The organism is Pseudohongiella sp. SYSU M77423 (assembly GCF_029911965.1).
In the GTDB taxonomy this organism is placed as follows: domain Bacteria; phylum Pseudomonadota; class Gammaproteobacteria; order Pseudomonadales; family Pseudohongiellaceae; genus Pseudohongiella.
Genome location: NZ_JARYTH010000002.1, coordinates 609,483 through 633,886, shown reverse-complemented (window position 1 = coordinate 633,886; position 24,404 = coordinate 609,483). Strand labels below are relative to the sequence as shown.

Genomic DNA, 24,404 nt, shown 5'->3' with positions numbered 1-24,404 from the left:
CATCAAGGGAACGCAAGCCGAGCCAGGTATGAAATGCGCCAAGCGAGGCAAAGCCCGCGATGCAGGGAGCTCAAGGATAAAGAGCGGTTCTTCCGGCCGCTGGGTAAATGGATATTACACGCAGGATGCGAGCAGGACGCAAACGGCCGCGCAGGGACGCAAAGGCCAACTGCCTGGAATACAATCTTTCAGCTCTGGCTGATCAACTGAATATCCGCCTTTCTCTCTGGCGAATACCTCACATCAAACATTCTCACCGGATAGTGCTGTTTGCGTCTATCCTCGAAGTACAGCTCCAGCGTCTTTCGAACGACGGCAAAGGCTATGTTGTCCCAGGGCACTTCGTGCTCTCTGAACAGTTTAACTTCAAGGCTTTCCTCACCGGGGTCGAAGTCCAGGCTGGCCAGGTCCGCGCGGAAAAACACATACACCTGATTGATGACCGGCAGATTAAACAGCGCATACAGGCTGTCTGAGGGCAGTTGCAGCCTGGCACCAGCTTCCTCGTGGGTTTCCCGGATAGCGCCTTCCAGAGTCGTCTCACCATTCTCCAGAAAGCCGGCAGGTAGCGTCCAGTAGCCTTTGCGGGGTTCTATGGCCCGACGGCACAACAGAACCTGATCCTGCCACACTGGCAGTGTTCCCACGACATTGTTGGGGTTCTGATAATAAACCTTGTCACAGGGGAGGCAGCAATAACGCAGCTTGTCATCGCCGGGCGGTATGTGATGAGTTATCGGGCCGGCACATTGAGGGCAAAATTTCATGAAATATCAGGCAGTAACCGTTGACGCTGAATTGGCGGCACGCTCAGTGTCTGGTAGGCGTGCCGGGTGTATCGTCTTGCTTTCTGGCAGCAGAATCGAGTGGCAGAATATCAGCTTTCGGGCCGTTCTGTCTTGCTTTGACGGCATCGATTGGGTTGTTGAGGCAGAAGTTAAGCTCGGAGAATGAGTCCTGCATCATGTTGGAAAGTTTCAGGAAGGCGGCAGTCGGGTTGCCAGCGCGGCGCAGCTCCATGTTGATTCTGAACTGCAGTCCCGCCAGGCGACGCTGAGTGTCGGAAGAGGCCGAAGCGACCAGTTCCGAGGTCAGCTTGTTGCGCAACCGGTCCAGTGCATCGGGGTCGTCCCGATGCATGGCCAGCAAGGTATCGAAGTCCGGCAGTTTTGCCATGGTCGATCAGATCCTGTTGATTTCACAATGCAACCGGAACTGCTTGGATGTGATAAACGCTTCAACTTCCTGTAAGCGCTGCTCTGTGGCTCGCAGATTGTTGACACAATCATCAACGTTGGCTTTGTACTGCGCAGCTTCTGCGGCTCTATCCTGAGTTCTCTGGGTGCTCTGAGTTCCTTTTTTACTTACTTTGGGCTCCTTGTCAAGCACAATCCAGAGGATCACATATGCCCAGAGCGTCAAACCACCCACGATAAACAGCGACAGGAAGGTAATCAGGCGCACCAGGAAGGTACTGATACCCAGGTAATCTGCGATCCCTGCACAGACACCGGCAATGCGTACATTGCGTCGACTGCGGTAGAACGGACGCTTCAGATTGAACCGACCTGTCCCTGTTGCCTCCTCCGCGGGCTCGCTTTCTACCCTGTCGTCAGCGGGCCTGTAGCCCGCTTCGCGTTCAGCTTCGCGCATGACTGATTCCGTGTCATCGCGCTTGCGGGAGATGGCCGCCTTCAGGCGGGCAGGTCGCTCCTCATCTTCGATCAGCCAGTACAGCAGGAAGTAGGCGATCAGCAGAATCGGAGAGACCAGGCAGGCAATCAGGTAGATGACACGAACCAGTGCCGCCGGTACTTCCAGGTATCGTGCAAATCCCGCGCAGACACCCAGCAGTTTTCGGTTTTCCCGGTCCAGCGCCAGTTTCGGGCGAGGGCGGGTGAAGGTGCCTTGTTCATTTTGATTGCTCATGCTGTTCCCTCCAGCCCGGCACCTCAGCGTCGAGTATCGCTTCCAGCGTGTCGATACGCTGATTCATCGTATCCGCCAACTTACTCAGCTCATTCAGTGTGTAGGTCTGAGCGGCAGCCGGCAATTGCTTCTCCTTGCGCCGGTACAGCAGAACCACCCAGATTGTCACGAATGTGCCGCCGATGGAGACGAGCGCTATGACAAATTCAAAGAATTCCATGACCGGGGTCCTTTACTGTTTGTTCAGTTTGGCTTTGATGCTTTCCAGCTCCTGATCGATCTTTTCCCGATTTGCCAGCTCTTCAAACTCGTCGGCAAGGCCACGCTGTTTGATGTTCATGCTGTCTACCTGGCCTTCCATCAGGTCGATCTTGCGCTCGTAATACTCGAACTTGTTCATGGCGCTGTCAATACTGGTGCTGTGCAGCTTCTGATTGATATCAACGCGTGACTGAGCGGCACTGGTGCGCATCAGCAGAGTCTTCTGACGAGCGCGGGCATCAGTCAGTTTGGCCTGCAGCTGTTCAATCTCAGTGCTGAGCTTGTCCAGCGTGTCATCCAGCTTGACCAGTTCGCTTTCCAGCATCGTGATCGTTGTGTGAACAGAGGACTTTTCGACCAGTGCCGCCCGGGCCAGATCTTCACGATCCTTGCCCAGTGCCAATTCGGCCTTGGCTTCCCAGTCGGCGGCCTGACGACGCAACTGCTCTATACGACGATTGACGGTTTTCTTTTCGGCGATCACTTTGGCGGTGTTGCTGCGCACCTCCACCAAGGTCTCTTCCATTTCCTGAATCATCATGCGGATCATTTTCTCCGGATTCTCAGCCTTATCCAGAATGGCGCTGATGTTGGAGTTAATGATGTCGCTCAAGCGTGAGAAGATACCCATATTGTCTTACCTCTGAAATAGTGTTGGTGTTTCAGTGCATCCTTGGGTGCGACTGTGTTCCACACTGTGGTGAGCAGGTTCTGTGCCAGTTTTTGAAAATAATCATAATGCATTGAAAAATAACGAAATAAACATTTGCTGCTGCTACTAAGTCGTTTGCTCTATTGGTTGTTTGAGTCAATAAGTGGTATTTTTCGCGACATGTTGGTCTGAGCTTGATTTCAGGCCATAAGAAACAGGAGAGTTTCGGTGTCTGACGATATTTCCCTTCCGCGTATGATAGGCGAATCTGCCTGTTTTCTGGAAATGCAGGAGCACGTCTCGCAGGTTGCGCCGCTTAATAAGCCGGTTTTGATCGTGGGTGAGCGGGGCACAGGTAAGGAGCTGATTGCAGCGCGTCTGCACTATCTCTCCAGCCGCTGGCAAAACAACTTCCTTAAAATCAATTGTGCGGCCCTCAGTGAGTCATTACTCGAGGCGCAGCTGTTTGGTCACGAAAGTGGCGCCTTTACGGGTGCCACCGGTCAGCGCAAAGGTTTTTTCGAGCGTGCTGATGGCGGCACACTGTTCCTCGACGAGCTGGCGAATACCTCGATGATGGTCCAGGAGAAGATCCTCCGGGTGATCGAATACGGCGAGTTTGAGCGCCTTGGTGGCAATCAGACCCTGACCGTGGACGTGCGGCTGATAGCAGCCACCAATGAGGACCTTCCGGCACTGGGCCGGGCCGGCAAATTCCGTGAAGACCTGATCGATCGTCTGTCATTCGATGTCATCACCTTGCCGCCGCTGCGTGCCCGGTCAGACGATATCATCGTGCTGGCCGAACACTTTGCGGTAGCCATGGTAAAAGAGCTGGGGCTGGACTACTTTGCCGGTTTCACTGACAGCGTCATTCAGCAGATGCTCAAATACAGCTGGCCCGGCAATATCCGCGAGCTGAAAAACGTTGTTGAGCGTGCGGTCTATCAGCATCCCGGGAAAACGGTCAGCCGTCTGGTATTCAACCCCTTTGAATCTCCTTACCGACCCACGGTGTCGCCAGTGCGGGCGGCACAATCCAGTGGTGATGAATCCATGCCGGCTGTGACGGACAACGCGTCAGCGCCTGCACCAGCAGCAAACATTGCCGGCTGGAATGCTGAGCCGCTGGATTTCAGGCAGCACATGCAGGACTACGAGACAGACATGCTGAAAAAAGCGCTGGAACACTGCCAGTTTAATCAGCGCAAGACAGCAGAGTTTCTTAACCTGAGCTATCACCAGTTGCGCGGTTATCTCAGGAAGTACGATCTGATTTCCTGAAAGTTAAGGCGGTAAAAAATGAGGGTTCAGTTGCAGGCCGGATTGCAGAATGTCTATTGATCTGTGGCTTGTTCCTGAGCCGGACATGACACTGCAGCAGTTGCAGGTGATGTCGGCCGGCCTGCTCAGCGAAGATGAGCAAAAGCGTTTTGACAGTCAGCGGCTACCCAAAGGACAGTTCACCTTTCTGCATACGCGGGTGGCACTGCGCAAATTACTGAGTCACTACTGGCCCGCTGTTGAGCCGGGTGCCTGGCGATTCAGGCGCTCACATCACGGTAAACCCTTTGTATCCGCACCGCCCGGTGTTGTCCCGGCCGCCGGCTCCTACAATCTGACCCACGCCGACGGCATGCTGGCCATTGCGGTATGCGACCGTGGCGAAGTGGGGGTTGATATCGAGCCGCAAACACGCGAGGTGGATGCGCTGGCACTGGCAAAGCGCTTTTTTACTGATGAAGAATTTCAGCTGCTCAACAGCAGTGCGGCCGACATCAGGCAGTCACTTTTTCTGGAAATCTGGACACTCAAGGAAGCCTGCGTGAAAGCCTGTGGCATGGGGCTGGCACATGCGCTGCGACACTTTTCCTTTGACCCGCTTGCGGCGCAAGGTCTGGCCATGACTCTGCACAGGCCGATACAGCCGGCGGCTGAATCAGGCGCGGATCACTGGCAGGTATGGTCTGGGATACATGGCGCTTTTCGCCTGAGTCTGGCGTGTCAGATGGGCGCGGTTGACAGCAGCCCGCAGTCGCTGACAGTGCAGGGTTTCGATATTGTCTCTGGTGTACACACCGCGCAGTGGCAGCAGCTGCGAAGCACCAGTATCTGAAGTCAGACAGCTCAGCCGTCTGTCTCGTTGGCTTGCTCGGCTGGTTCGGCTCGCCACATGCGTACCGTCTTGATCACATTGTCCTTGACCTGAACGATCTCCGCAAAATACTCACCAATCTGGATACCAATGGCTGAATCCGGGATGGACTCCAGCGTCTCCATCAACAGGCCGTTCAGCGTCTTGGCATTGGTGGTGTCCAGTTCCCAGCCAAGAATGCGATTGATATCGCGCAGCGTGGCCGTGCCGTCTATCAGATAGGTGCCGTCGTCCTGCGGGTGAACGTCCTGGCTGCTGTCGGCCACATCAGTCGTGAATTCACCCACAATTTCTTCCAGAATATCTTCCAGGGTAATGATGCCTTTTACGTCACCATACTCATCCACAACAAAGGCCATGCGTTTGCGATGACGCTGAAAGTTGAACAGCTGTGTATGCAGTGGTGTGCTTTCCGGAATGAAGTAGGCCGCGTCCAGTTCATTGCTGATATCGTCCTTGGTGATTTCATTGGACTGCGCCAGTCGGGCAATGCTGCGCATATGCAGCACGCCAATGACATTGTCGATCTCTTTGCGGTATACCGGCAGCCGGGTGTGCTGCGCGGTGCCAATCAGCAGCAGGATGTCGTCCAGGTCATCATCCATGTCGATGCCGGTGATCTCACTGCGGGGCACCAGAATGTCGTTCACGGTGACCTTCTCCAGGTCCAGCACATTCAGCAGCATGCCCTGGCCCTGGGCCGGAATCAGCTGTGCTGATTCGTGCACCACGGTGCGCAGCTCTTCCGGGCTGAGCTGGTGATCGGCGGAGGATTCGGGTTTGATGCCGAATGCGCGAATCAGCAGGTGGGACACGCGGTTGGCCATCCACACAAGCGGATACAGCACCTTCAACAGCAGCACCAGCAGCAGACTGGACGGATAGGCAATGCGCTCCGGGTGCAGGGCGGCGATGGTTTTTGGTGTGATTTCGGCAAAAATCAGGATCAACAGAGTCATGACAATCGTCGTCAGCACGGTTTCCGGATTGCCGAACAATTGAATGGCAATGGATGTGGCAATCGAGGCGGACAGCAGATTGACAAAATTGTTGCCGATCAGGATAACGCCCAGCAGTTTGTCGGGCGCCTCCAGCAGACGGCTGACCCGCTGCGCGCCAGCGTGTTTTTGCCGCACCAGGTGCTTCAGTCGATAACGGTTCAGCGACATCATGCTCGTTTCCGAGCTTGAGAAGTAAGCTGAAGCGAAAATCAGAAAAACGAGCAGACCAGTGAGAATGGGAACCGATGAGTCTCCGTCCATCAGTGCCTAACCTCCAAGGATGAATTCGATGACAATCTTTGAGCCATAAAAGCCCAGCAGCAGCAGGGCAAACCCGGCCAGGGTGCCCTTGATGGCGGTATTGCCGCGCCAGCCAAGACGATACCGGCCCCACAGCAGCACCGAGAATACCGTCCACGCCAGCAGCGAGAAGACTGTCTTGTGTGGCAGTCCCTGAGCCATCAGGTCATCAACAAACATGAAGCCTGCTGCAATGGCTAGCGTCAGCAGTATCTGGGCAATCCACAACAACTCAAACAGCAGCTTTTCCATGTCCTGCAGTGGCGGGAATCGACGCATCACAGCTGATGCATGCTGGTGACGCAGATTGTAATTCTGGTAGGCCAGAAAAGCCGCCTGCAGTGACGCCAGTGCAAACAGGCTGTAAGCCAGAACCGATAACAGGACATGCGCGGCCAGGCCGGCGTTCAGTTGCTGCGTGGGGTAGTCGCTATCTATAAGCAGGGACAGCAACAGTGCCAGTGCTGCCAGCGGGAAGACCCACAGCACAATGATGGCCAGCGGTCTGCGCAGGTTGGTGATCATGGCCAGCAGGGCGATGGCAGCCAGAATCAGAGTGCTCACCTGCACTATGCCAAAATGGTAACCGTCTGGACGCACAACCAGCAGCCACGCACTGATGCCATGCAGCGCTATTGCCGCGAGCCCGGTAGCGGCCACAGCCGGGCCGGCCTTGATGCGGGCGTTCTGGGTCCGGATGGCGTGACTCTGAAAGCTCAGGCTGGCAATGTACAGCACGATGGCAGCAATGCCTGACAGCGTCGAAATGGGCATGAAAGCAGACAAATCCTTGTTATTGGTTATCGCTCAAGCGGGCGGGTCAGAAGGGCTCAGCCCGCATGTTGTCGGCAGAGTGTCGCATAACTGTCCAAGGCGTTGAAGCATTTTTTGGCTTGCCACGTGAGCCCGGAGCTCTGCCTGACGGCTATTGTAGCGGGCGCGCATCAAGGGGATAATACGCGGCATTATTTACGATGTACGAGTTTCCGAGGTCTATTGACTATGTTTGACAGCTTAACCGAACGGCTCTCCGGTGCCCTGCGCAAGATCAGTGGCAAGGCGACGCTGACGGAAAACAACATTGAAGAGGCGCTGCGTGAGGTAAGACGTGCGCTGCTTGAGGCGGATGTTGCGCTGCCGGTGGTCAAGGACTTCATCGAGCGGGTCAAACTGCGCGCTGTCGGTCAGGAGGTCTCCAAGAGCCTGAGTCCGGGTCAGGCCTTCATCAAGATCGTTCAGGCCGAGCTGGAAGCGGTCATGGGCGTGGCCAACGAAAAGCTGGACCTGTCTGCGCAGCCGCCCGCCATCGTACTGATGGCAGGTCTGCAGGGTGCGGGTAAAACCACTACCGTCGCCAAACTGGCGCGCCTGCTGAAAAACGACCAGAAAAAATCGGTAATGGTGGTCAGTGCCGACGTTTATCGTCCCGCCGCGATTGCACAGCTGGAGACCCTGGCCAAAGAGGTTGGCGTCAAGTTCTTCCCGTCAGATATCTCACAGAAGCCGGAAGACATTGCCCAGGCAGCGGTCAAGGAAGCGCGCAAGGCATTTGTTGATGTGCTGCTGGTGGATACCGCTGGCCGCCTCGCCATCGACGGCGAGATGATGGACGAGATCAGTCGTCTGCACCGCACACTGAACCCGATTGAAACCCTGTTTGTGGTTGATGCCATGACCGGTCAGGATGCGGCGGTCACAGCCAAGGCCTTCAGCGACGCGCTGCCACTGACCGGTGTGGTGCTGACCAAGGCAGACGGTGATTCCCGCGGTGGTGCCGCGCTGTCCGTACGCCAGGTCACCGGCAAGCCGATCAAGTTTATCGGTATGGGCGAAAAGATTGACGCGCTGGAGCCGTTCTATCCGGACCGTATCGCCTCGCGCATCCTGGGCATGGGTGACCTGCTGTCGCTGATCGAAGAAGCTGAGCGCAAGGTCGACCGCAGCAAGGCAGAGAAGCTGGCTGGCAAATTCCAGAAGGGCAAGGGTTTCGACCTTGAGGATTTCCGCGAACAGCTGCAGCAGATGAAGAATATGGGTGGCATGGCAAGCATCATGGACAAGATGCCTGGCATGGGCGCCTTGCCGCCTGGCGCAGCCGCCAAGGTGGATGAAAAGCAGTTTAGCCGCATGGAGGCCATCATCAACTCCATGACGCCCAAGGAGCGGCGCAACCCGGATGCCCTCAATGGATCGCGTAAGCGGCGTATCTGTCAGGGCTCTGGCACACAGATTCAGGATCTGAACCGTCTGCTGAAGCAGCACAAACAAATGCAGAAAATGATGAAGAAAATGAAGAGCGGCGCGCTGGCCAATATGATGCGTGGCCTGGGCGGTATGCGGGGGCCAGGAGGCTTCCCGGGTGCTGGTGGTCCGCCGCGATTCTGACAACTGATCCAACAGTCTGGCCGCAGTGTGAAAAAAACCAAAGTTTTCTTCCCTCTGGCGGCCAATTCGCTTAGAATACCGCACTTTTTCCGGCACTGTGTCGGGAATACTCTGTTTTCGTACGAAGCTAACATTAGGAAATGTAGTCTATGGTCACAATCCGACTGGCTCGCGGCGGCGCCAAGAAAAAGCCTTTTTATCACATCACGGTAACTGATTCGCGCAATGCGCGTGACGGCCGTTTCATCGAGCGCGTTGGGTTCTTCAACCCGGTAGCGCGTGGTAACGAGGAGCGTCTGCGTATCGATCTGGACCGTGTAAAGCACTGGGAAGGCCAGGGCGCACAGGCCAGCGAGCGTGTAGCTGAGCTGATCAAGCAGGCGAGCGCGGCCGCCAGCACTCAGGCCTGATAGCCGGAGTTGCATTGGCAGCGTTATCTGCAGACCGGATCTGTCTGGGGCGCATCGGTGCGCCCTATGGCATCAAGGGTTGGGTCAAGCTGATTTCATTTACTCAGCCACGCGATAACCTGCTTGAGTACAAAACGTTTTACGTAACATGTCAGGGGCTTGAGAAACAGCTCGACATGGATGCTGGTAAACCGCACGGCAAAGGGCTGGTAGGGCACTTTGTTGGTTACGACACGCCGGAAGCGGCGCGTGAGCTGACCAATATCGAGCTCTATGTGCAGGCCGATGCCTTGCCGGATCTGTCAGAAGACGATTATTACTGGCACGAATTGATAGGCCTGCGGGTTGAGAATACGGCGGGGCAGTGCCTCGGCAAAGTCAGCAACCTGCTGGAGACCGGCGCCAACGACGTGCTGGTGGTAGATGCCAGCGCTGACAGCATAGATGATGTGCAGCGACTGATTCCCTGGCTGCCCGACAACGTTGTGGTTAAGGTGGATCGCACGGCTGGCGTCATTGTGGTGGAGTGGGGCGCTGACTACCTGCTTTAAGAGTGCCACCGGGAAGGCGTCGCCATGAAAGTTGCAATCGTGACACTGTTTCCGGACATGTTCACCGCGGTGACCGACTACGGCATCACCGGCCGCGCCTGTCGCAACGGGCTGCTGGACCTGAAGTGCTGGAATCCACGTGATTTCACCACCGACAGGCACCGCACAGTTGATGACAAGCCGTTTGGCGGCGGCGCCGGCATGTTGATGAAAACCGAGCCGCTGTGTCAGGCCATCGACGCAGCCACGGCCTGGCATGACAGTCGGCCGACGGTGATCTACCTGTCGCCCCAGGGGCGCAGGCTGGACCAGGCAGGTGTTGAATCACTGGCTGGTCGGACGAATTTGATATTGGTTTGCGGGCGCTATCAGGGCATCGATGAGCGAGTACTGCAAACCCGGATTGACGAGGAATGGTCGGTAGGCGACTACGTCCTCAGTGGCGGTGAGTTACCCGCCATGGTGATGCTGGACGCAGTGATCCGGTATCTGCCGGGAGCCCTTGGCAACGAGGACTCTGCAGGTCTGGATTCATTTGCTGCGGTTGAGGGTGGGGCCGGATTGCTGGACTGTCCGCGCTACACCAGGCCACAGGCCTTTGCCGGGATGGATGTTCCGGCGGTGCTGACCGGCGGCAATCACCAGGAAATTCGACGCTGGCAGTTAAAACAGCGTCTGGGAAGAACATGGTTGAAGCGGCCTGATCTGCTCGAATCGCGGCAATTGACCGACGAGCAGCGGGTTTTGTTAAACGAATTTATCAGTGAATCTGGTGCCTGACTGCCGTGACGGTAGCAAGGTATCAATAATGGGAGTGCGGCAATGAGCAACAGCAAATACATTGAAATGATCGAAAAAGAGCAAATGAACAAGGAAATCCCGGAATTCAGCCCGGGTGATACCGTTGTTGTTCAGGTAAAGATCAAGGAAGGCGATCGTGAGCGTCTGCAGGCTTTTGAAGGCGTTGTCATCGGTATCCGTAACCGTGGTCTGAACTCTGCCTTCACTGTCCGCAAGATCTCTCACGGCGTGGGCGTTGAGCGTACATTCCAGACTTACAGCCCGCTGGTAGACAGCATTGCCGTCAAGCGTCGTGGTGACGTTCGTCAGGCCAAACTGTACTACTTGCGCGAACTGTCTGGTCGTGCTGCCCGTATTACAGAAAAGCTGGACAAAAAAGTCAGCTGATCTCTGCCGGCCAGCGCGCCGATCTGCCGGGTGTCACAGCCTGTGGCACAAAGATGCAGAAAAATGCAGAAAAAAGGGGCTTTCGAGCCCCTTTTTTTTGGCCCATAGTGCCGCTCATGGTAAAGTCTTGTGTATCTGTTACTAGCTCTAAATGGCTGTGGAGAATCTCTATGAAGTTGTCATCTAAGCTGAATGGCGCACTGCGTTGGGCACAGCTGGCGGCTGTGTCTTTGACCTTTGTCGCTGGCAGCGCCACGGCTGCGGAAACCCCGGACTGGGCTGTCGAGCTGACCAATACCCTGAATACCAGCCTTGGCGCTGTCAGCCAGGGCCAATTGCAGGTCCGCCAGGTCAACGAGACGCCGATGGAAGGCATCTACGAAGTCATCATGAGTTCGGGTGAGATTCTGCATACCAACCGCTCCGGGCAGTTCCTGATGACCGGTGAGCTGTATATGACCCGACCCGAGGGTCTGGTCAATCTGACTGCAGAGACGCGCAAAGGCCAAACGGCGGACCTGATCGCCAATATGGCTGAAGAGGACATGATCATCTTCAGCCCGGAGAGTGACCCGCTCGCGACCATTACCGTGTTCACAGATGTTGATTGCACTTTCTGCCGTCGCCTGCATGGTGATATCGAGGCGATCAATGAGCGTGGCATTGAGGTGCGCTATGTAGCCTATCCGCGCGGCGGACGCCAGTCGGAAGCCTACCCCAAGATGATTTCGGTGTGGTGTGCCAGTGATCGCAAGCGGGCGCTGACGCAGGCCAAAAACGGACAGAATCTGCCGGCGCTGGAATGTCAGAACCCGGTGATCAGCCAGCACACGATTGGCAACCAGATCGGTATCTCAGGAACGCCTGCGATTGTGCTGCAGGATGGCACCGTGATCCCTGGTTATATGGAAGTTGACCGTCTCGCGGCTACCGTTCTGGGCCAGTAATACGTCACGTACAATCGACGTATCATTTATACAGATACATTTGTTTTACCCGACACGAACTGGATTCGTGTCTTTTTTTTGATGTGAGGAAATTGTGAGTCAGGATACGAAGAATCAACAGTTGCGAATCGGTATCTGCGGACTGGGTACTGTCGGTGGTGGCACGTATCACTTGTTGCAGGCCAAGAGAAAGGAAATCACGCGCCGTGTTGGCATGGACCTGGATATCATCCACGTTGCAACTCGCAATCCTGATCCGGCATTAAAAAAAGACAACATCAATGTCAGCAAGGATGTGTTCGACGTTGCCAAAAACCCCGACGTCGACATCGTTGTGGAGTTGATCGGTGGTTTCGATCCAGCGCTGGAACTGGTGCTTTACGCCATCGAGAATGGCAAACACGTGGTAACAGCCAACAAGGCGCTGATCGCCGTGCACGGAAACACCATTTTTGAAGCAGCCCGTAAGAAGGGCGTGGTTGTTGCCTATGAAAGCGCTGTTGCCGGTGGCATTCCCATAATCAAGGCGCTGCGTGAAGGTCTCGCGGCCAACTCCATTCAGTGGCTGGCCGGTATCATCAACGGCACCAGCAACTTTATTCTCACCGAAATGGGAGAGCGCAAGCGCGACTTCCCTGAAGTGTTGAAAGAAGCACAACAGCTTGGTTATGCCGAAGCCGATCCGACCTTCGACATCGAAGGTATCGACGCCGCACACAAGCTGGCCATTCTGGCCTCCAATGCCTTTGGTATCGCCCTGGAGTTCGATCGTGTTTTCACTGAGGGCATCAGTCACATCACGACCGCAGACATTGAGTACGCAGATGAGCTGGGTTACCGCATCAAGCACCTGGGCATAACACGTATCACAGAGAGTGGCGTAGAGTTGCGCGTCCATCCAACCCTGATCTCCCAGGATACCCTGATTGCCAATGTAAACGGCGTCATGAATGCTGTTGTGGTCAAGGGCGATTCCTCCGGCAGCACGCTTTATTACGGTGCCGGCGCCGGCGCCGAAGCCACTGCCTCATCGGTAGTGGCTGACATCATTGATATTGCACGCGCATGGCGCGAGGAACGTTCGAGCTCAGTGGTGCCACCGCTGGCCTTCAACAATCTGCGCAATGATCTGCGCATACTCGACATCAGCGAGATCGAGTCCGAGTACTACCTGCGCATTCCTGCACGTGACAAAGTGGGTGTGATGGCCAAGATATCCCAGGTACTGACCAACTACGGCATCAATATCGAGGCAGTCATCCAGAAGGAACCACATGGCGAGGATGCCGAGAAAGGAATAGTGCCGGTTGTCATTCTGACCAGCCGCATCAAGGAAGAAGTGATGGACGTCGCCCAGGGTGTTATTGAAGGGCTGGATGAAGTGGGTGCAAAAATTATCCGCATCCGCGTAGAACAATTTGATGGCGAGAACAACTGACATGAAATACATCAGCACCCGCGGTAAGTCTCCCGCCTGCACTTTTGAACAAGTGCTGCTGACTGGTCTGGCACCTGATGGTGGACTTTATGTGCCGGAAACACTGCCAGTATTCAGCCATGAGGAAATCGCCTCCTGGGCTGGTCTGAGCTACGACAAACTGGCTTTTAAGGTCATCAAACCGTTTGTGAATGGCGAGATACCCGACGACGTGCTGCAGGACATCATCGAGCAGAGTTATGCCGGTTTCTCCCACAAGGCGATCGCGCCGCTGCGTATGCTGGGCGTCAATGAGTGGGTCCTGGAACTCTACTGCGGTCCGACGCTGGCCTTTAAGGATTTTGCCCTGCAATTGCTGGGCAGACTGCTGGATCATGTGCTGACCCGCGATAACAAAAAAGTGGCTGTTCTGGGTGCGACCTCGGGTGATACCGGTTCCGCCGCACTGGAAGGCTGCCGCCACTGCGCCAATATCGACCTGTTCATTCTGCACCCGCATCAGCGCGTGTCAGAAGTGCAGCGCCGGCAGATGACCACCATCCCCGGCGAGAATGTGCACAATATTGCCGTCAAAGGTAATTTTGATGACTGCCAGCGCATCGTCAAGGCAGCCTTTGGCAATCAGTCCTTCCTGCCCGATGGCCGTCAGCTGGTGGCGGTGAACTCCATCAACTGGGCGCGCATCATGGCGCAGATCGTCTACTACTTCTATGCCTCGCTGAATCTGGGTGGTCCACTGCGTCCGGTATCGTTCTCGGTACCAACCGGCAACTTTGGTGACATTTACGCGGGCTACCTGGCACGCCAGATGGGTCTGCCAGTCAATCAGCTGATCATTGCCACCAACCGCAATGACATCCTGCACCGTCTTATCAGTGACAACGAATACTCGCTGGGCGAGCTGGAACATACGCTGTCCCCGAGCATGGATATCATGGTTTCAAGCAACTTTGAACGGTATCTGTTTGATCTGTTCGATCGGGATGCCGAGGCAGTCAGCGAGTTTGTCACCAGTCTGGGGAAAAAGCCGCAGCATCTGGACCAGGCAAAATGGCAGAAGGCCCGCGAACTGTTCTCCAGTCTTGGCGTTGATGACCAGACCACCTGTCAGGTGATTGCCCAGGTGTTTGAGGAAACAGAATTCCTCATCGACCCGCATACCGCCATCGGTGTACATGCGGCGCGCGTGTGCAATAAGGATACGTCCGTACCGATGGTTACATTGGCCACCGCACACCCGGTGAAGTTTGCCGAGGCGGTGGAAAAAGCAGGCCTGCAGACGCCGCAGCTGCCTGCGCACATGCAGGATCTGTTTGAGCGTGATGAACGTTACTCAGTACTGGATAACGATATCAACGCGGTCACACAGTTCATGCAGCAGCACCTGGGCTGAGCGCAACTGCTCAGCCTCCTGATCCCCGTTCCATGCATGTAAGGATTTCATGATTATAGAAAGGCGTCAGGTACCCGCAGTGGCAGCCTTGCATGGCAAGGTGCCGCCTTTGCTTGAGCGTATCTACGCGGCGCGTCAGATTACCGATGCTGAAGAGCTGGAGTTAAAACTCTCCCGGGTGCTGCCTCCAGACACGTTAAAAGGCATGCCCGAGGCGAGCCATCTGCTGTACCAGTTACTGCAGCGCCAGGGCAGGGTGCTGATTGTTTCGGATTTTGATGCCGATGGTGCCACCAGTTGCGCACTGGTCGTGCGTGCGCTGGGCAAAATGGGTTTTCAGCACGTTGATTACATAGTCCCCGATCGCTTTGCCTACGGTTACGGGCTGAGTCCCGAGATTGCCGAACTGGCTCTTGAGCGTCGACCGGATCTGGTGATTACCGTGGACAACGGCATCTCCAGTCTTGAAGGCGTTGAGCGCCTGAAGGCCGAGGGCATTGCCGTACTGATTACCGATCATCACCTGCCCGGTGATCAACTCCCCGATGCTGATGCCATCGTCAATCCCAATCAGCCTGATTGCAGGTTTGCCAGCAAGGCGCTGGCTGGCGTCGGCGTGGCATTCTATGTGATGCTGGGTCTGCGAGCCCTGCTGCGTCAGCAGGGATGGTTTGACCGCGCGGGTATTCAGGAGCCCAATCTGGCAGAACTGCTGGATCTGGTGGCATTGGGCACGGTGGCAGACCTGGTCCCACTGGATCGTAACAATCGAATTCTGGTCAACGAAGGCCTGCGTCGTATGCGCCAGGGGCGAGCCTGTCCCGGCATTTATGCCTTGCTGTCGGTCGCCGGTCGCGCCACGCACTCATTGACAGCCTCCGACATGGGCTTTGCCGTGGCACCACGCCTGAATGCAGCAGGGCGCCTGGAAGACATGTCCATCGGTATTGCCTGCCTGCTCACTGACGATCCCGCGAGTGCGGAGCGCCATGCCCGCGAACTGGATCGCCTGAATCAGGAACGTCGTCGTATCGAGGATGAAATGCGCGAGCAGGCCGACCAGGCGCTGCAGAAAATGCTCGGCGAGCTGGAGCAGCGTGAACTGCCAGCTGCGCTGTGTCTGTACGATGCAGGCTGGCACCCGGGAGTGGTCGGTATTCTCGCCTCGCGACTGAAAGAACAATTACACCGACCGGTCTTCATTTTTGCCAAAGCCGATGAGCAGGAGCTAAAAGGCTCGGCCCGTTCGATAGAGGGGCTGCATATTCGTGACCTGCTGGCGGACATTGCTACACGCTATCCCGGCGTCATTACCCGCTTTGGTGGTCACGCCATGGCAGCGGGACTGAGCCTGCCGCCAGAGCAGTTGCCGGCATTTCAGGATGCCCTGCAGCGCTGTGCCGAGTCTGTACTGAAAAGTGACTCGCTGCAGCGCCGCCTGCTGACTGACGGCGAATTGCCGATCGAGGCGCACAGCCTGGAATCCGCCCGTATACTGCGCGATGCCGGGCCCTGGGGTCAGGGTTTCCCGGAGCCGGTGTTCGATGGCCGATTTCGAGTGATCCAGCAACGCCTGGTTGGCGAAAAGCATTTAAAAATGGTGCTGTCGGCCGATGGTGGTGTCACCCTGATAGACGCCATTGCCTTTAATGTGGATAGAGGTATGTGGCCCGACGCCTCTATTCGTGAGGTGTCTGTCGTCTACCGGCTGGATGTAAATGAGTTTCGGGGAGTCAGCCAGGCGCAACTTCTTGTGTTGCATCTGGAACCCGTGTGAAAAATGTTACTTTTTATCACAAAGGGGACTGCCATCCGCCTGACTTAGACGCTACAATCGGGCCATTCAAGAAATTGATATAAAAGAAAATATTGCTATATTCAAGCACTTGAGACGGGGAGCTGTGATGCGACAGGGGTTGGTACAGAAGTTATTGCTGCTGATGCTGGCGGTCTTTTCCACAGTAGCGAGCGCGGAAGTATTCGTCGGTGAAGAGATCGAAGTCGAACTGGTCTCCGAGTCTGCCAATGTAGTGCCCGGTGAGACTCTTTGGACTGCTGTGCGCCTGAAGCCCACCGAGGGCTGGCATACCTATTCCAAATGGCCGGGTGACAGCGGCGACGCCACCATGATTCATGAGTGGCAGCTGCCTGAAGGCGCCTCGGCAGGAGACATCCACTGGCCGGTACCCAGCTGGCTGCCATTCCCCGGCACCGACCTGGTCACATTCTCCTACAAGGAAGAAGTGCTGCTGATGGTGCCCATTCAGGTGCCTGCTGACCTGAGCGGTGATCAGTTTAATGCTACTGCCCACGTTGAATGGCAAGTGTGCGACCTGATCTGTCTGATCGGTGATGCTGAAGTCAGCCTGACGCTGCCAGTTGATCGCGATGGCGGGCTGCAGCCAGATCCCCAGTGGGCAGACGCTTTTGCCGAAACCCGCGAACTGCTTCCGGTCGAAGAACACAAACTGGACAGCATGTTTGCCATCGCTGGTGACCGTGTCAGCTTCTCCGTCTCTTCCAATGAGCGCGAGTTCGACGACGTCGAAGAAGCCTGGTTCTTCCCGGAACAGCGCCGCATCCTGTCGCCGGGTCCCCTGCGTGACGTCACGGTCTACCCCGGTCTGGTGCAGATCACCCACGGGCAGCCGCGTCGCATGCTGACCGACCTGACAGAAATTGGTGGCATGCTGGCCGTGCAGCGCAGCAACGGCGAGATTGATGGGTTTGTCATCAATGCCACCGAATCGACGCCCGAAGGCCTGGCCGCGCTGGCCACGGTGGCTGCCGAGCAGTCCATGGACAATTCAGGTCCCGGGTCGATGGCAGGGGATCAGAGTCTGCTGCTGATTCTGGCGTTCGCGCTGATGGGTGGTGTCATCCTGAATCTGATGCCCTGTGTGTTCCCGGTGCTGTCCCTGAAAGTGGTCAATCTGACGTCAAAGGCCGGCGCCTCAACGGGAACACATCGCATGCACGGCGTTGTTTACGCCGCCGGTATCATCGTGTCATTCATGATTCTGGCTACCATACTGCTGGCACTGCGGGCCGGTGGGCAGGCGGTTGGCTGGGCCTTCCAGCTGCAGTCGCCATGGTTTGTGGGGGCGCTGTCACTGCTGTTTTTTGTCATCGGTCTCAACCTGTCAGGTGTATTTGAGTTTGGTACACGGCTGATGGGGCTGGGCAGCAACCTGGGCACGGGTAACGGTTATCGCTCTTCTTTCCTGACCGGTGTGCTGGCCACTGTCGTCGCCAGCCCCTGCACGGCGCCGTTCATGGGTGCGGCACTGGGCTTTGCCCTGTCGCAGTCCTGGGTCGTCGCGATGCTGGTATTCGGCTTCCTGGGTCTGGGTATGGCGCTGCCATTCCTGATTCTCACCTTCGTCCCAGGTCTGATGAAACGCATGCCAAAACCCGGCCCCTGGATGGAAACCTTCAAGCAGTTCATGGCCTTCCCGATGTACGCCGCTGCACTGTGGCTGCTGTGGGTGCTGGGTCTGCAGGTAGGTGTTGATGGCATGACTGCCGTTGCGTCTGCCGGCCTGATGGTTGCTCTGGCTGTCTGGCTGCTGCAGAAATCGGCAGGTCACAGCGGCGCCAGGACACTGGTCGGTCGCGTTGCAGGTGTGGCGTTGATCATCGGCGGCCTGTCCTTCCTGTGGACACCCATGCTGGTGCCGGGCAATGGCGCAGGTGGTGATACCGGCATCGACATGACCGGCGATGACTATATGGCTGAGTTCGAGCCTTTTGCCAGCGCCCGCATCGACGAGCTGCGTGCGCAGGGCAAGCCGGTTCTACTGAACATGACGGCGGCCTGGTGTATCACCTGTCTGGCGAATGAGCGGACTACCCTGGGTACCGAACGTGTCCAACAGGCACTGGTCGACAATGGTGTCACCTACATGAAGGGCGACTGGACCAATCAGGATCCAGAGATCACCAAAGTGCTGGATGCCTTCAATCGACCCAGCGTCCCGTTGTATATTCTGTATCCTGGCGACCCGGCTCTGGAGCCGGTAATACTGCCGCAACTGCTGACACCTTCGATTGTCATCGACGCTGTTGCCAGTTTATGATCCAGCACCCTGCACGACGGACACGTAGCAGGTTAGCTTAATAGTTTGTCTGCGTGCCGGGAGCGCGGAATGAGTGTCAGGCAACAAACACCGCTGGTGAACTTCGCGCTGAGCGCCCTGATTGTGGCGCTCAGCATCTATCTGCTGGTGGTCGGGCAGCAACTCTTCCTGCCACTGGTCATCGCTATCGTCTTCTGGTTTCTGATCAATTTTGTCGCCAATCTGGTGGCACGAATTCCTCTGGGCCGCTGGCACATTCCGCGTCCATTGTGCTTTCTGGCTGCGATACTGATCTGGATAACCGTGGTAACTGTCATCGTCCAGTTTGTCAGCGGCAGTCTTAATGATCTGGGCAGCGTCGCGCGCGTCTACGAAGCCAATCTGCGTGATTACTGGCAGTCACTGCCATTTACCGCCCAGTTCCCGGCCGGCGGATTCACCCAGGTTGTGACTGAATGGCTGGATATCTCCTCCATGGTCACAGCACTGGCGCTGACATTTACCGGCCTGGCGGCCGACAGCATATTGATAGTCATCTATGTGGGTTTCCTGCTGCTGGAGCAGGGCAATTTCAACAATAAACTTTCGGCACTGATCGGTGATCCTGCGCGAGAGCGACGAGTGCGCCGAATCATCAATAAGGTGCGTGGTGACATCCAGAAATACATGACCATCAAGATGCTGACCAGCGCCATAACAGGCACGCTGGGCTACGTCATTTTGCGCCTGCTGGGCGTCAATTTTCCCGAAGTCTGGGGCACCTTGATCTTTCTGCTGAATTTCATTCCTACCGTGGGCTCCATCATCGCAACGATTTTTCCCGCCATGATTGCTCTGGCGCAGTCGACTGATGACGGCCTGTACCTGGCACTGCTGGTGCTGATGATGATCGGCGCCTTGCAGGTGACAATCGGCAATATTATTGAGCCCCGCCTGATGGGTACTTCGCTGAACCTGAGCCCGGTGGTTATTCTGTTTAATCTGGCCCTGTGGGGTTATATCTGGGGTGTGGCAGGCATGTTCCTGTGCGTTCCGTTCCTGATTATCACAACAATCGTTTTATCGCATTTTCCTAAAACGCGACCGATTGCTATCCTGTTGTCCAGCAACGGCCAGATAGATCTGCCGGTCGATCAGGACACTCCTGCACAATCCTAGTGTCCTGACGACAGGACACTTACATCGGCGTATAATCAGCCGCCAACAAACAGCGCCACCATTCAATATTGGACAGTTAGATGAAAAGTAATGATATTCGCCAGTCGTTCCTGAACTATTTCAAGTCGAAAGGGCATGAGATTGTCCCCAGCAGTTCGCTGGTGCCGGGCAACGACCCAACACTGTTGTTCACCAACGCGGGCATGGTGCAATTCAAGGATCTGTTCCTGGGCTCCGAAGTACGCAGCTACACGCGCGCCGTCAGTTCGCAGCGCTGTGTGCGTGCCGGTGGCAAACACAACGATCTTGAGAACGTGGGTTATACCGCGCGCCATCACACCTTTTTTGAGATGCTGGGCAACTTCAGTTTTGGTGACTACTTCAAGGAAGACGCCATCCGGTATGCCTGGGAATTTTTGACTGAATCATTGCAGCTGCCGCGCGAAAAGTTGTGGGTGACCGTGTTTCAGGATGACGACGAGGCCGCCGAAATCTGGACCAGCAAAATTGGCGTGCCAGCCGATCGTGTGGTTCGTCTGGGAGAAAAATCGAACTTCTGGCAGATGGGCGACACCGGCCCCTGCGGTCCCTGTTCCGAAATATTCTATGACCACGGCCCGGAAGTCGCTGGTGGCCCTCCCGGCAGCCCGGACGAAGATGGCGATCGCTACATTGAAATCTGGAACCTGGTGTTCATGCAGTTTGACCGTCAGCCCAGCGGCGAGCTGGTGCCACTGCCCAAGCCTTCCGTGGATACCGGCATGGGTCTGGAACGTCTGGCTGCGGTGCTGCAGCACGTGCACAGCAACTATGAGATCGACCTGTTCCAGAACCTCCTGAAGGCGGCCGCAGAGATCACCGGGGTTGCTGACACCACCAACACCTCATTGCGTGTAATCGCCGACCACATCCGCTCCTGTGCCTTTCTGGTGCTCGACGGTGTGACGCCTTCCAATGAAGGCCGGGGATATGTATTGCGTCGCATTATCCGTCGTGCCGTTCGTCACGGCTATCAGCTGGGTGTCAAAGACGTGTTTTTCTACCGTCTGGTCGCCGCACTGGTCACTGAGATGGGCGAGGCCTACCCGGCACTGAAAAAAGATCAGGCGCGCGTGGAACGCGTGTTGCGTGAAGAAGAACAACAGTTTGCCCGTACCCTGGAAAACGGCATGCAGATTCTGGAGCAGGCCATCTCCCAGCTGAAAGGCGAGGTGCTGCCCGGCGATACCGTATTCCGTCTTTACGATACTTACGGGTTCCCGGTCGACCTGACTGCGGATGTGGCACGCGAACACAATCTGACACTGGACATGGCAGGCTTTGAACAGGCCATGGAAGGACAGCGTCAGCAGGCACGTGCCGCCAGCCAGTTCAATGCCGTGGAAAAACTGAGCATCGAAGGCGCTGCTGCCACCGAATTTGTGGGTTACGACACTCTGCGTGAGGACGCCCGCGTGCTGGCCATCTATCAGGATGGCAAAGCGGTGCAGAATCTGATCGGAAATACCGAAGCCGTCGTACTGCTCGACATCAGCCCGTTCTACGGTGAATCAGGTGGTCAGGCGGGTGACCGCGGCGCGCTTGAAGTGCGTCAGAACGGTGCCATCAGCGCGCTGTTCGACGTGCAGGACACCCAGAAGCAGGGTGAACATGTACTGCACAAAGGTACCCTGCGCCAGGGCCGTCTGTCGGTCGGCGATAGCCTGACCGCAGCTGTCGAAGAACAGAATCGACATGCCACCATGCTCAACCACTCGGCGACGCACCTGTTGCACGCCGCGCTGCGCACAGTGCTGGGTGAGCATGTGACACAGAAGGGCTCACTGGTGACGGCAGATCGCCTTCGCTTCGACTTTTCCCACAACAGCCCGCTGACGGCAGAGGAAGTGTCGAAGATTGAACGACTGGTCAATGTGGAAATACTGCGCAACGAGCCGGTTCACAAAGAAGTCATGAGCATGGACCAGGCCATGGAAAAAGGTGCGCTGGCCCTGTTTGGTGAAAAATACGGCGACAAGGTCAGAGTAGTCACCATGGGTGATTTTTCGACTGAACTGTGTGGCGGCACGCACGTGGATCGCACCGGTGACATCGGTCTGTTCAAACTGGTTGCCGAAAGCGGTATCGCCGCCGGCGTACGCCGCGTTGAGGCCGTCACGGGTCTTGGCGCTTTGCAATACGTCGAACGCGAAGAGCAGGTATTGCGGCAGGTCTGTGAAACCCTGCGCAGCAGCGCCGATGGCGTGGCCGAGCGGGTTCAGCAGGTGGTTGCCAATCTGCGCAGCACCGAAAAAGAACTGGAGCAGCTCAAAGGCAAGCTGGCCAGTGCGGCTGGCAGTGACATTGCTTCCAGTGCCGTTGAGGTTAATGGCATCAAGGTGCTGGCTCAGCAGGTCGAGGGTTTTGACAGCAAGGCGCTGCGTGAGACCGTCGACAAGCTGAAGAACAAGCTGGGCAGCGCAGTGGTTGTGCTGGGCTGTGCCGACGGTGGCAAAGTGGCCCTGGTCGCCGGCGTCACCCAGGACCTGACCGACCGCATCAAGGCGGGCGATATCGTTAACTCGGTAGCGCAGCAGGTAGGCGGTAAAGGTGGCGGACGCGCTGACATGGCAATGGCCGGCGGCAGCGATGCGGCAGCCCTGCCAGCGGCCCTGGCGTCTGTGATTGAAACTGTGAAGCAGATCACATGAAGCTGCGTAAGTTATTGACTTGCCAAGATCTTAATAAGTCTGTTTTAATCACAGTCAATGTCGGTGAAGCAATTATATGGCGTTAATAGTCAAGAAGTTTGGTGGTACCTCGGTAGGTAGTGTTGAGCGCATAGAAGCGGTCGCCGACAAGATTATTGCCAGCCGCAGCAACGGCGACGACATCGTTGTTGTGGTTTCTGCGATGAGCGGCGAAACCAACAGGCTCATCGCACTGGCCGAAAAAATACAGGAACAGCCAAGTCCGCGGGAACTGGACGTACTGGTGTCGACCGGCGAGCAGGTGACAGTGGCATTACTGGCCATGGCTCTGCACAAGCGCGGTTGCGGCGCCCGATCGTTTACCGGATCGCAGGTCCGGATCCTGACTGACAGCGCGCATACGCGGGCACGAATCCAGGAGATCGATTCCCAGCGTATAAAGAACGAACTGGATCAGGGCCACGTAGTAGTGGTGGCAGGATTCCAGGGTGTTGATGGTGATGGCAACATCACCACGCTGGGTCGGGGCGGCTCGGATACCTCGGCGGTGGCACTGGCGGCGGCGCTCGATGCTGACGAATGTCAGATCTATACCGACGTAAAAGGCGTCTACACCACCGACCCGCGCGTCGTTGAAGATGCCCGGTTGTTACGAACGATTACATTCGAGGAAATGCTGGAGCTTGCAAGCCTGGGGGCAAAGGTACTACAAATACGCTCCGTGGAGTTTGCCGGCAAGTACAAGGTGCCATTGCGCGTCCTGTCCAGCTTTGAAGATGATCCCGGCACACTGATTACACTTGAGGACAACACTGAAATGGAAGCACCGATCATCTCTGGCATTGCATTCACCCGTGACGAGGCAAAAGTGACTGTCTCCGGTGTGCCGGACGTGCCTGGTGTCGCCTATCAGGTCCTGGGCCCGGTCAGCGATGCGGGTATCGAAGTCGACGTGATCGTGCAGAACGTGTCCGCTGATGGTACAACTGACATAACGTTTACCGTCAAGCGCCAGGACAGCGAGCAGACCCGCAAACTGGTCACTGCAGTGGCGCAGCAGGTAGGCGCTCGTGATGTCAGCGTAGACAACAGGATTGCCAAGGTGTCTCTGGTGGGGGTCGGCATGCGATCTCACGCCGGTATCGCCAGCCAGATGTTCAAAACACTGGCCGACGAGTCAATCAATATTCAGATAATAACGACCTCCGAAATCAAGATATCGGTGGTTATAGAAGAGAAATACCTGGAGCTGGCTGTGCGATCGTTGCACTCCGCATTCGGGTTAGGGGAAGAGACCGCACTGGCTGGATGATCAGGGGGAGCGAGCTCGAAAAGTCAGGCGTAGACCTGGCCGTGATTTGTTTTGGGGAGACGTGACTGCATTTGGTTTGTTATCCGGTCTACTGAGTAACCGCGCAGTCTGGAACAATTCCGTGAATACTTTTCAGGCCGCTGAAAGGGATGTTGCATGGATTTCATGAATGGGAAAGGAGATACATCATGTTGATCTTAACTCGCCGGATTGGTGAGACTCTGATGGTAGGCGATGATGTAACAGTCACCGTCCTCGGTGTAAAAGGCAATCAGGTACGAATCGGCGTCAATGCCCCAAAGGACGTTGCAGTACATCGCGAAGAAATATATCAACGTATCCAAAAAGAAAAGGACGGCGGCACTGATACAGGCAACCATTCCGATCAGTGAATTTCTTGGCATTCAAGCCTGCCATTTCTCCAAAGTTATGCTATGATGGCGCCCGTTTTGGAGAGATGGCCGAGTGGCTGAAGGCGCGCCCCTGCTAAGGGCGTATAGGTTAATCCCCTATCGAGGGTTCGAATCCCTCTCTCTCCGCCATACGCCTTATCCA

General features: G+C 56.2%; 23 protein-coding genes and 1 tRNA gene. 17 read left to right on the top strand and 7 right to left on the bottom strand.

Features of this window, described 5'->3' with window-relative positions; translation table 11 throughout:
* Positions 1-188 precede the first annotated feature (188 nt).
* The 5 genes from QGM61_RS06735 to pspA are packed head-to-tail and all read right to left on the bottom strand — an operon-like array spanning position 189 to position 2,821.
* Positions 189-767: an NUDIX hydrolase gene (locus QGM61_RS06735; protein WP_281132416.1), complete on the bottom strand. Its 579-nt coding sequence runs from the start codon at positions 765-767 to the stop codon at positions 189-191.
* Between the two features lie 43 nt (positions 768-810).
* A complete protein-coding gene (locus tag QGM61_RS06730; RefSeq protein WP_281132415.1) occupies positions 811-1,176 on the bottom strand; it encodes a DUF3135 domain-containing protein in 366 nt (121 codons plus the stop codon).
* Positions 1,177-1,182: 6 nt separating this feature from the next.
* On the bottom strand, positions 1,183-1,929 hold the full coding sequence (locus QGM61_RS06725; protein WP_281132414.1) for a PspC domain-containing protein: 747 nt from the start codon (positions 1,927-1,929) through the stop codon (positions 1,183-1,185).
* Complete coding sequence (gene pspB, locus QGM61_RS06720) at positions 1,913-2,149, bottom strand: envelope stress response membrane protein PspB (RefSeq protein WP_237133722.1); 237 nt, start codon at positions 2,147-2,149, stop codon at positions 1,913-1,915. Before pspB ends, QGM61_RS06725 begins: the two co-directional genes overlap by 17 nt.
* A 12-nt stretch (positions 2,150-2,161) precedes the next feature.
* Entirely contained in the window at positions 2,162-2,821 is a 660-nt protein-coding gene (gene pspA, locus QGM61_RS06715; protein WP_237133723.1) for a phage shock protein PspA, read from the bottom strand.
* Between the two features lie 249 nt (positions 2,822-3,070).
* Here pspA and pspF point away from each other — a divergent pair, with 249 nt between their 5' ends.
* Entirely contained in the window at positions 3,071-4,126 is a 1,056-nt protein-coding gene (gene pspF / locus QGM61_RS06710) for a phage shock protein operon transcriptional activator (RefSeq protein ID WP_317622147.1), read from the top strand.
* Between the two features lie 49 nt (positions 4,127-4,175).
* Complete coding sequence (locus QGM61_RS06705) at positions 4,176-4,958, top strand: 4'-phosphopantetheinyl transferase family protein (protein WP_281132413.1); 783 nt, start codon at positions 4,176-4,178, stop codon at positions 4,956-4,958.
* Between the two features lie 11 nt (positions 4,959-4,969).
* Here the strand turns inward: QGM61_RS06705 and QGM61_RS06700 are convergent, their stop codons facing one another.
* Together QGM61_RS06700 and QGM61_RS06695 are read right to left on the bottom strand one after the other, a co-directional pair.
* Positions 4,970-6,259: an HlyC/CorC family transporter gene (locus tag QGM61_RS06700; RefSeq protein WP_281132412.1), complete on the bottom strand. Its 1,290-nt coding sequence runs from the start codon at positions 6,257-6,259 to the stop codon at positions 4,970-4,972.
* A 6-nt stretch (positions 6,260-6,265) separates the two neighbouring features.
* Positions 6,266-7,072 carry an inner membrane protein YpjD gene (locus QGM61_RS06695; protein WP_281132411.1) on the bottom strand — a complete coding sequence of 269 codons (807 nt, stop codon included), beginning with the start codon at positions 7,070-7,072 and terminating at the stop codon, positions 6,266-6,268.
* 228 nt (positions 7,073-7,300) lie between these two features.
* On the opposite strand from QGM61_RS06695, the gene ffh reads away from it, so the two are divergent.
* The 15 genes from ffh (at position 7,301) to QGM61_RS06620 (ending at position 24,391) form a co-directional block, all read left to right on the top strand.
* Positions 7,301-8,683, top strand: a complete 1,383-nt coding sequence (gene ffh / locus QGM61_RS06690; RefSeq protein WP_237133727.1) for a signal recognition particle protein — start codon at positions 7,301-7,303, stop codon at positions 8,681-8,683.
* Positions 8,684-8,832: 149 nt separating this feature from the next.
* Positions 8,833-9,093 carry a 30S ribosomal protein S16 gene (gene rpsP, locus QGM61_RS06685; protein WP_237133728.1) on the top strand — a complete coding sequence of 87 codons (261 nt, stop codon included), beginning with the start codon at positions 8,833-8,835 and terminating at the stop codon, positions 9,091-9,093.
* 14 nt (positions 9,094-9,107) lie between these two features.
* Complete coding sequence (gene rimM, locus QGM61_RS06680; protein ID WP_281132410.1) at positions 9,108-9,644, top strand: ribosome maturation factor RimM; 537 nt, start codon at positions 9,108-9,110, stop codon at positions 9,642-9,644.
* A 24-nt stretch (positions 9,645-9,668) separates the two neighbouring features.
* On the top strand, positions 9,669-10,424 hold the full coding sequence (gene trmD / locus QGM61_RS06675; protein ID WP_237133730.1) for a tRNA (guanosine(37)-N1)-methyltransferase TrmD: 756 nt from the start codon (positions 9,669-9,671) through the stop codon (positions 10,422-10,424).
* Between the two features lie 42 nt (positions 10,425-10,466).
* A complete protein-coding gene (gene rplS / locus QGM61_RS06670) occupies positions 10,467-10,832 on the top strand; it encodes a 50S ribosomal protein L19 (protein ID WP_237133731.1) in 366 nt (121 codons plus the stop codon).
* A gap of 170 nt (positions 10,833-11,002) precedes the next feature.
* Positions 11,003-11,779 (top strand): DsbC family protein, encoded by a 777-nt coding sequence (locus tag QGM61_RS06665; protein ID WP_237133732.1) that lies wholly within the window; start codon positions 11,003-11,005, stop codon positions 11,777-11,779.
* A 121-nt stretch (positions 11,780-11,900) separates the two neighbouring features.
* Complete coding sequence (locus tag QGM61_RS06660; protein WP_411268756.1) at positions 11,901-13,217, top strand: homoserine dehydrogenase; 1,317 nt, start codon at positions 11,901-11,903, stop codon at positions 13,215-13,217.
* 1 nt (position 13,218) lies between these two features.
* Positions 13,219-14,610, top strand: coding sequence for a threonine synthase (gene thrC / locus QGM61_RS06655; protein WP_281132408.1), 1,392 nt, complete (start codon positions 13,219-13,221; stop codon positions 14,608-14,610).
* Between the two features lie 49 nt (positions 14,611-14,659).
* Complete coding sequence (gene recJ, locus QGM61_RS06650) at positions 14,660-16,387, top strand: single-stranded-DNA-specific exonuclease RecJ (RefSeq protein ID WP_281132407.1); 1,728 nt, start codon at positions 14,660-14,662, stop codon at positions 16,385-16,387.
* A 127-nt stretch (positions 16,388-16,514) separates the two neighbouring features.
* Positions 16,515-18,689, top strand: a complete 2,175-nt coding sequence (locus QGM61_RS06645) for a protein-disulfide reductase DsbD family protein (protein WP_281132406.1) — start codon at positions 16,515-16,517, stop codon at positions 18,687-18,689.
* A gap of 69 nt (positions 18,690-18,758) precedes the next feature.
* Positions 18,759-19,847, top strand: coding sequence for an AI-2E family transporter (locus tag QGM61_RS06640; protein ID WP_281132405.1), 1,089 nt, complete (start codon positions 18,759-18,761; stop codon positions 19,845-19,847).
* Positions 19,848-19,927: 80 nt separating this feature from the next.
* On the top strand, positions 19,928-22,537 hold the full coding sequence (gene alaS, locus QGM61_RS06635) for an alanine--tRNA ligase (RefSeq protein WP_281132404.1): 2,610 nt from the start codon (positions 19,928-19,930) through the stop codon (positions 22,535-22,537).
* Positions 22,538-22,613: 76 nt separating this feature from the next.
* On the top strand, positions 22,614-23,849 hold the full coding sequence (locus QGM61_RS06630) for an aspartate kinase (protein ID WP_281132403.1): 1,236 nt from the start codon (positions 22,614-22,616) through the stop codon (positions 23,847-23,849).
* Positions 23,850-24,037: 188 nt separating this feature from the next.
* Positions 24,038-24,241, top strand: coding sequence for a carbon storage regulator CsrA (csrA, locus tag QGM61_RS06625; protein WP_237133740.1), 204 nt, complete (start codon positions 24,038-24,040; stop codon positions 24,239-24,241).
* Between the two features lie 59 nt (positions 24,242-24,300).
* Positions 24,301-24,391, top strand: a tRNA-Ser gene (locus QGM61_RS06620).
* The last annotated feature ends 13 nt before the right edge of the window (positions 24,392-24,404 follow it).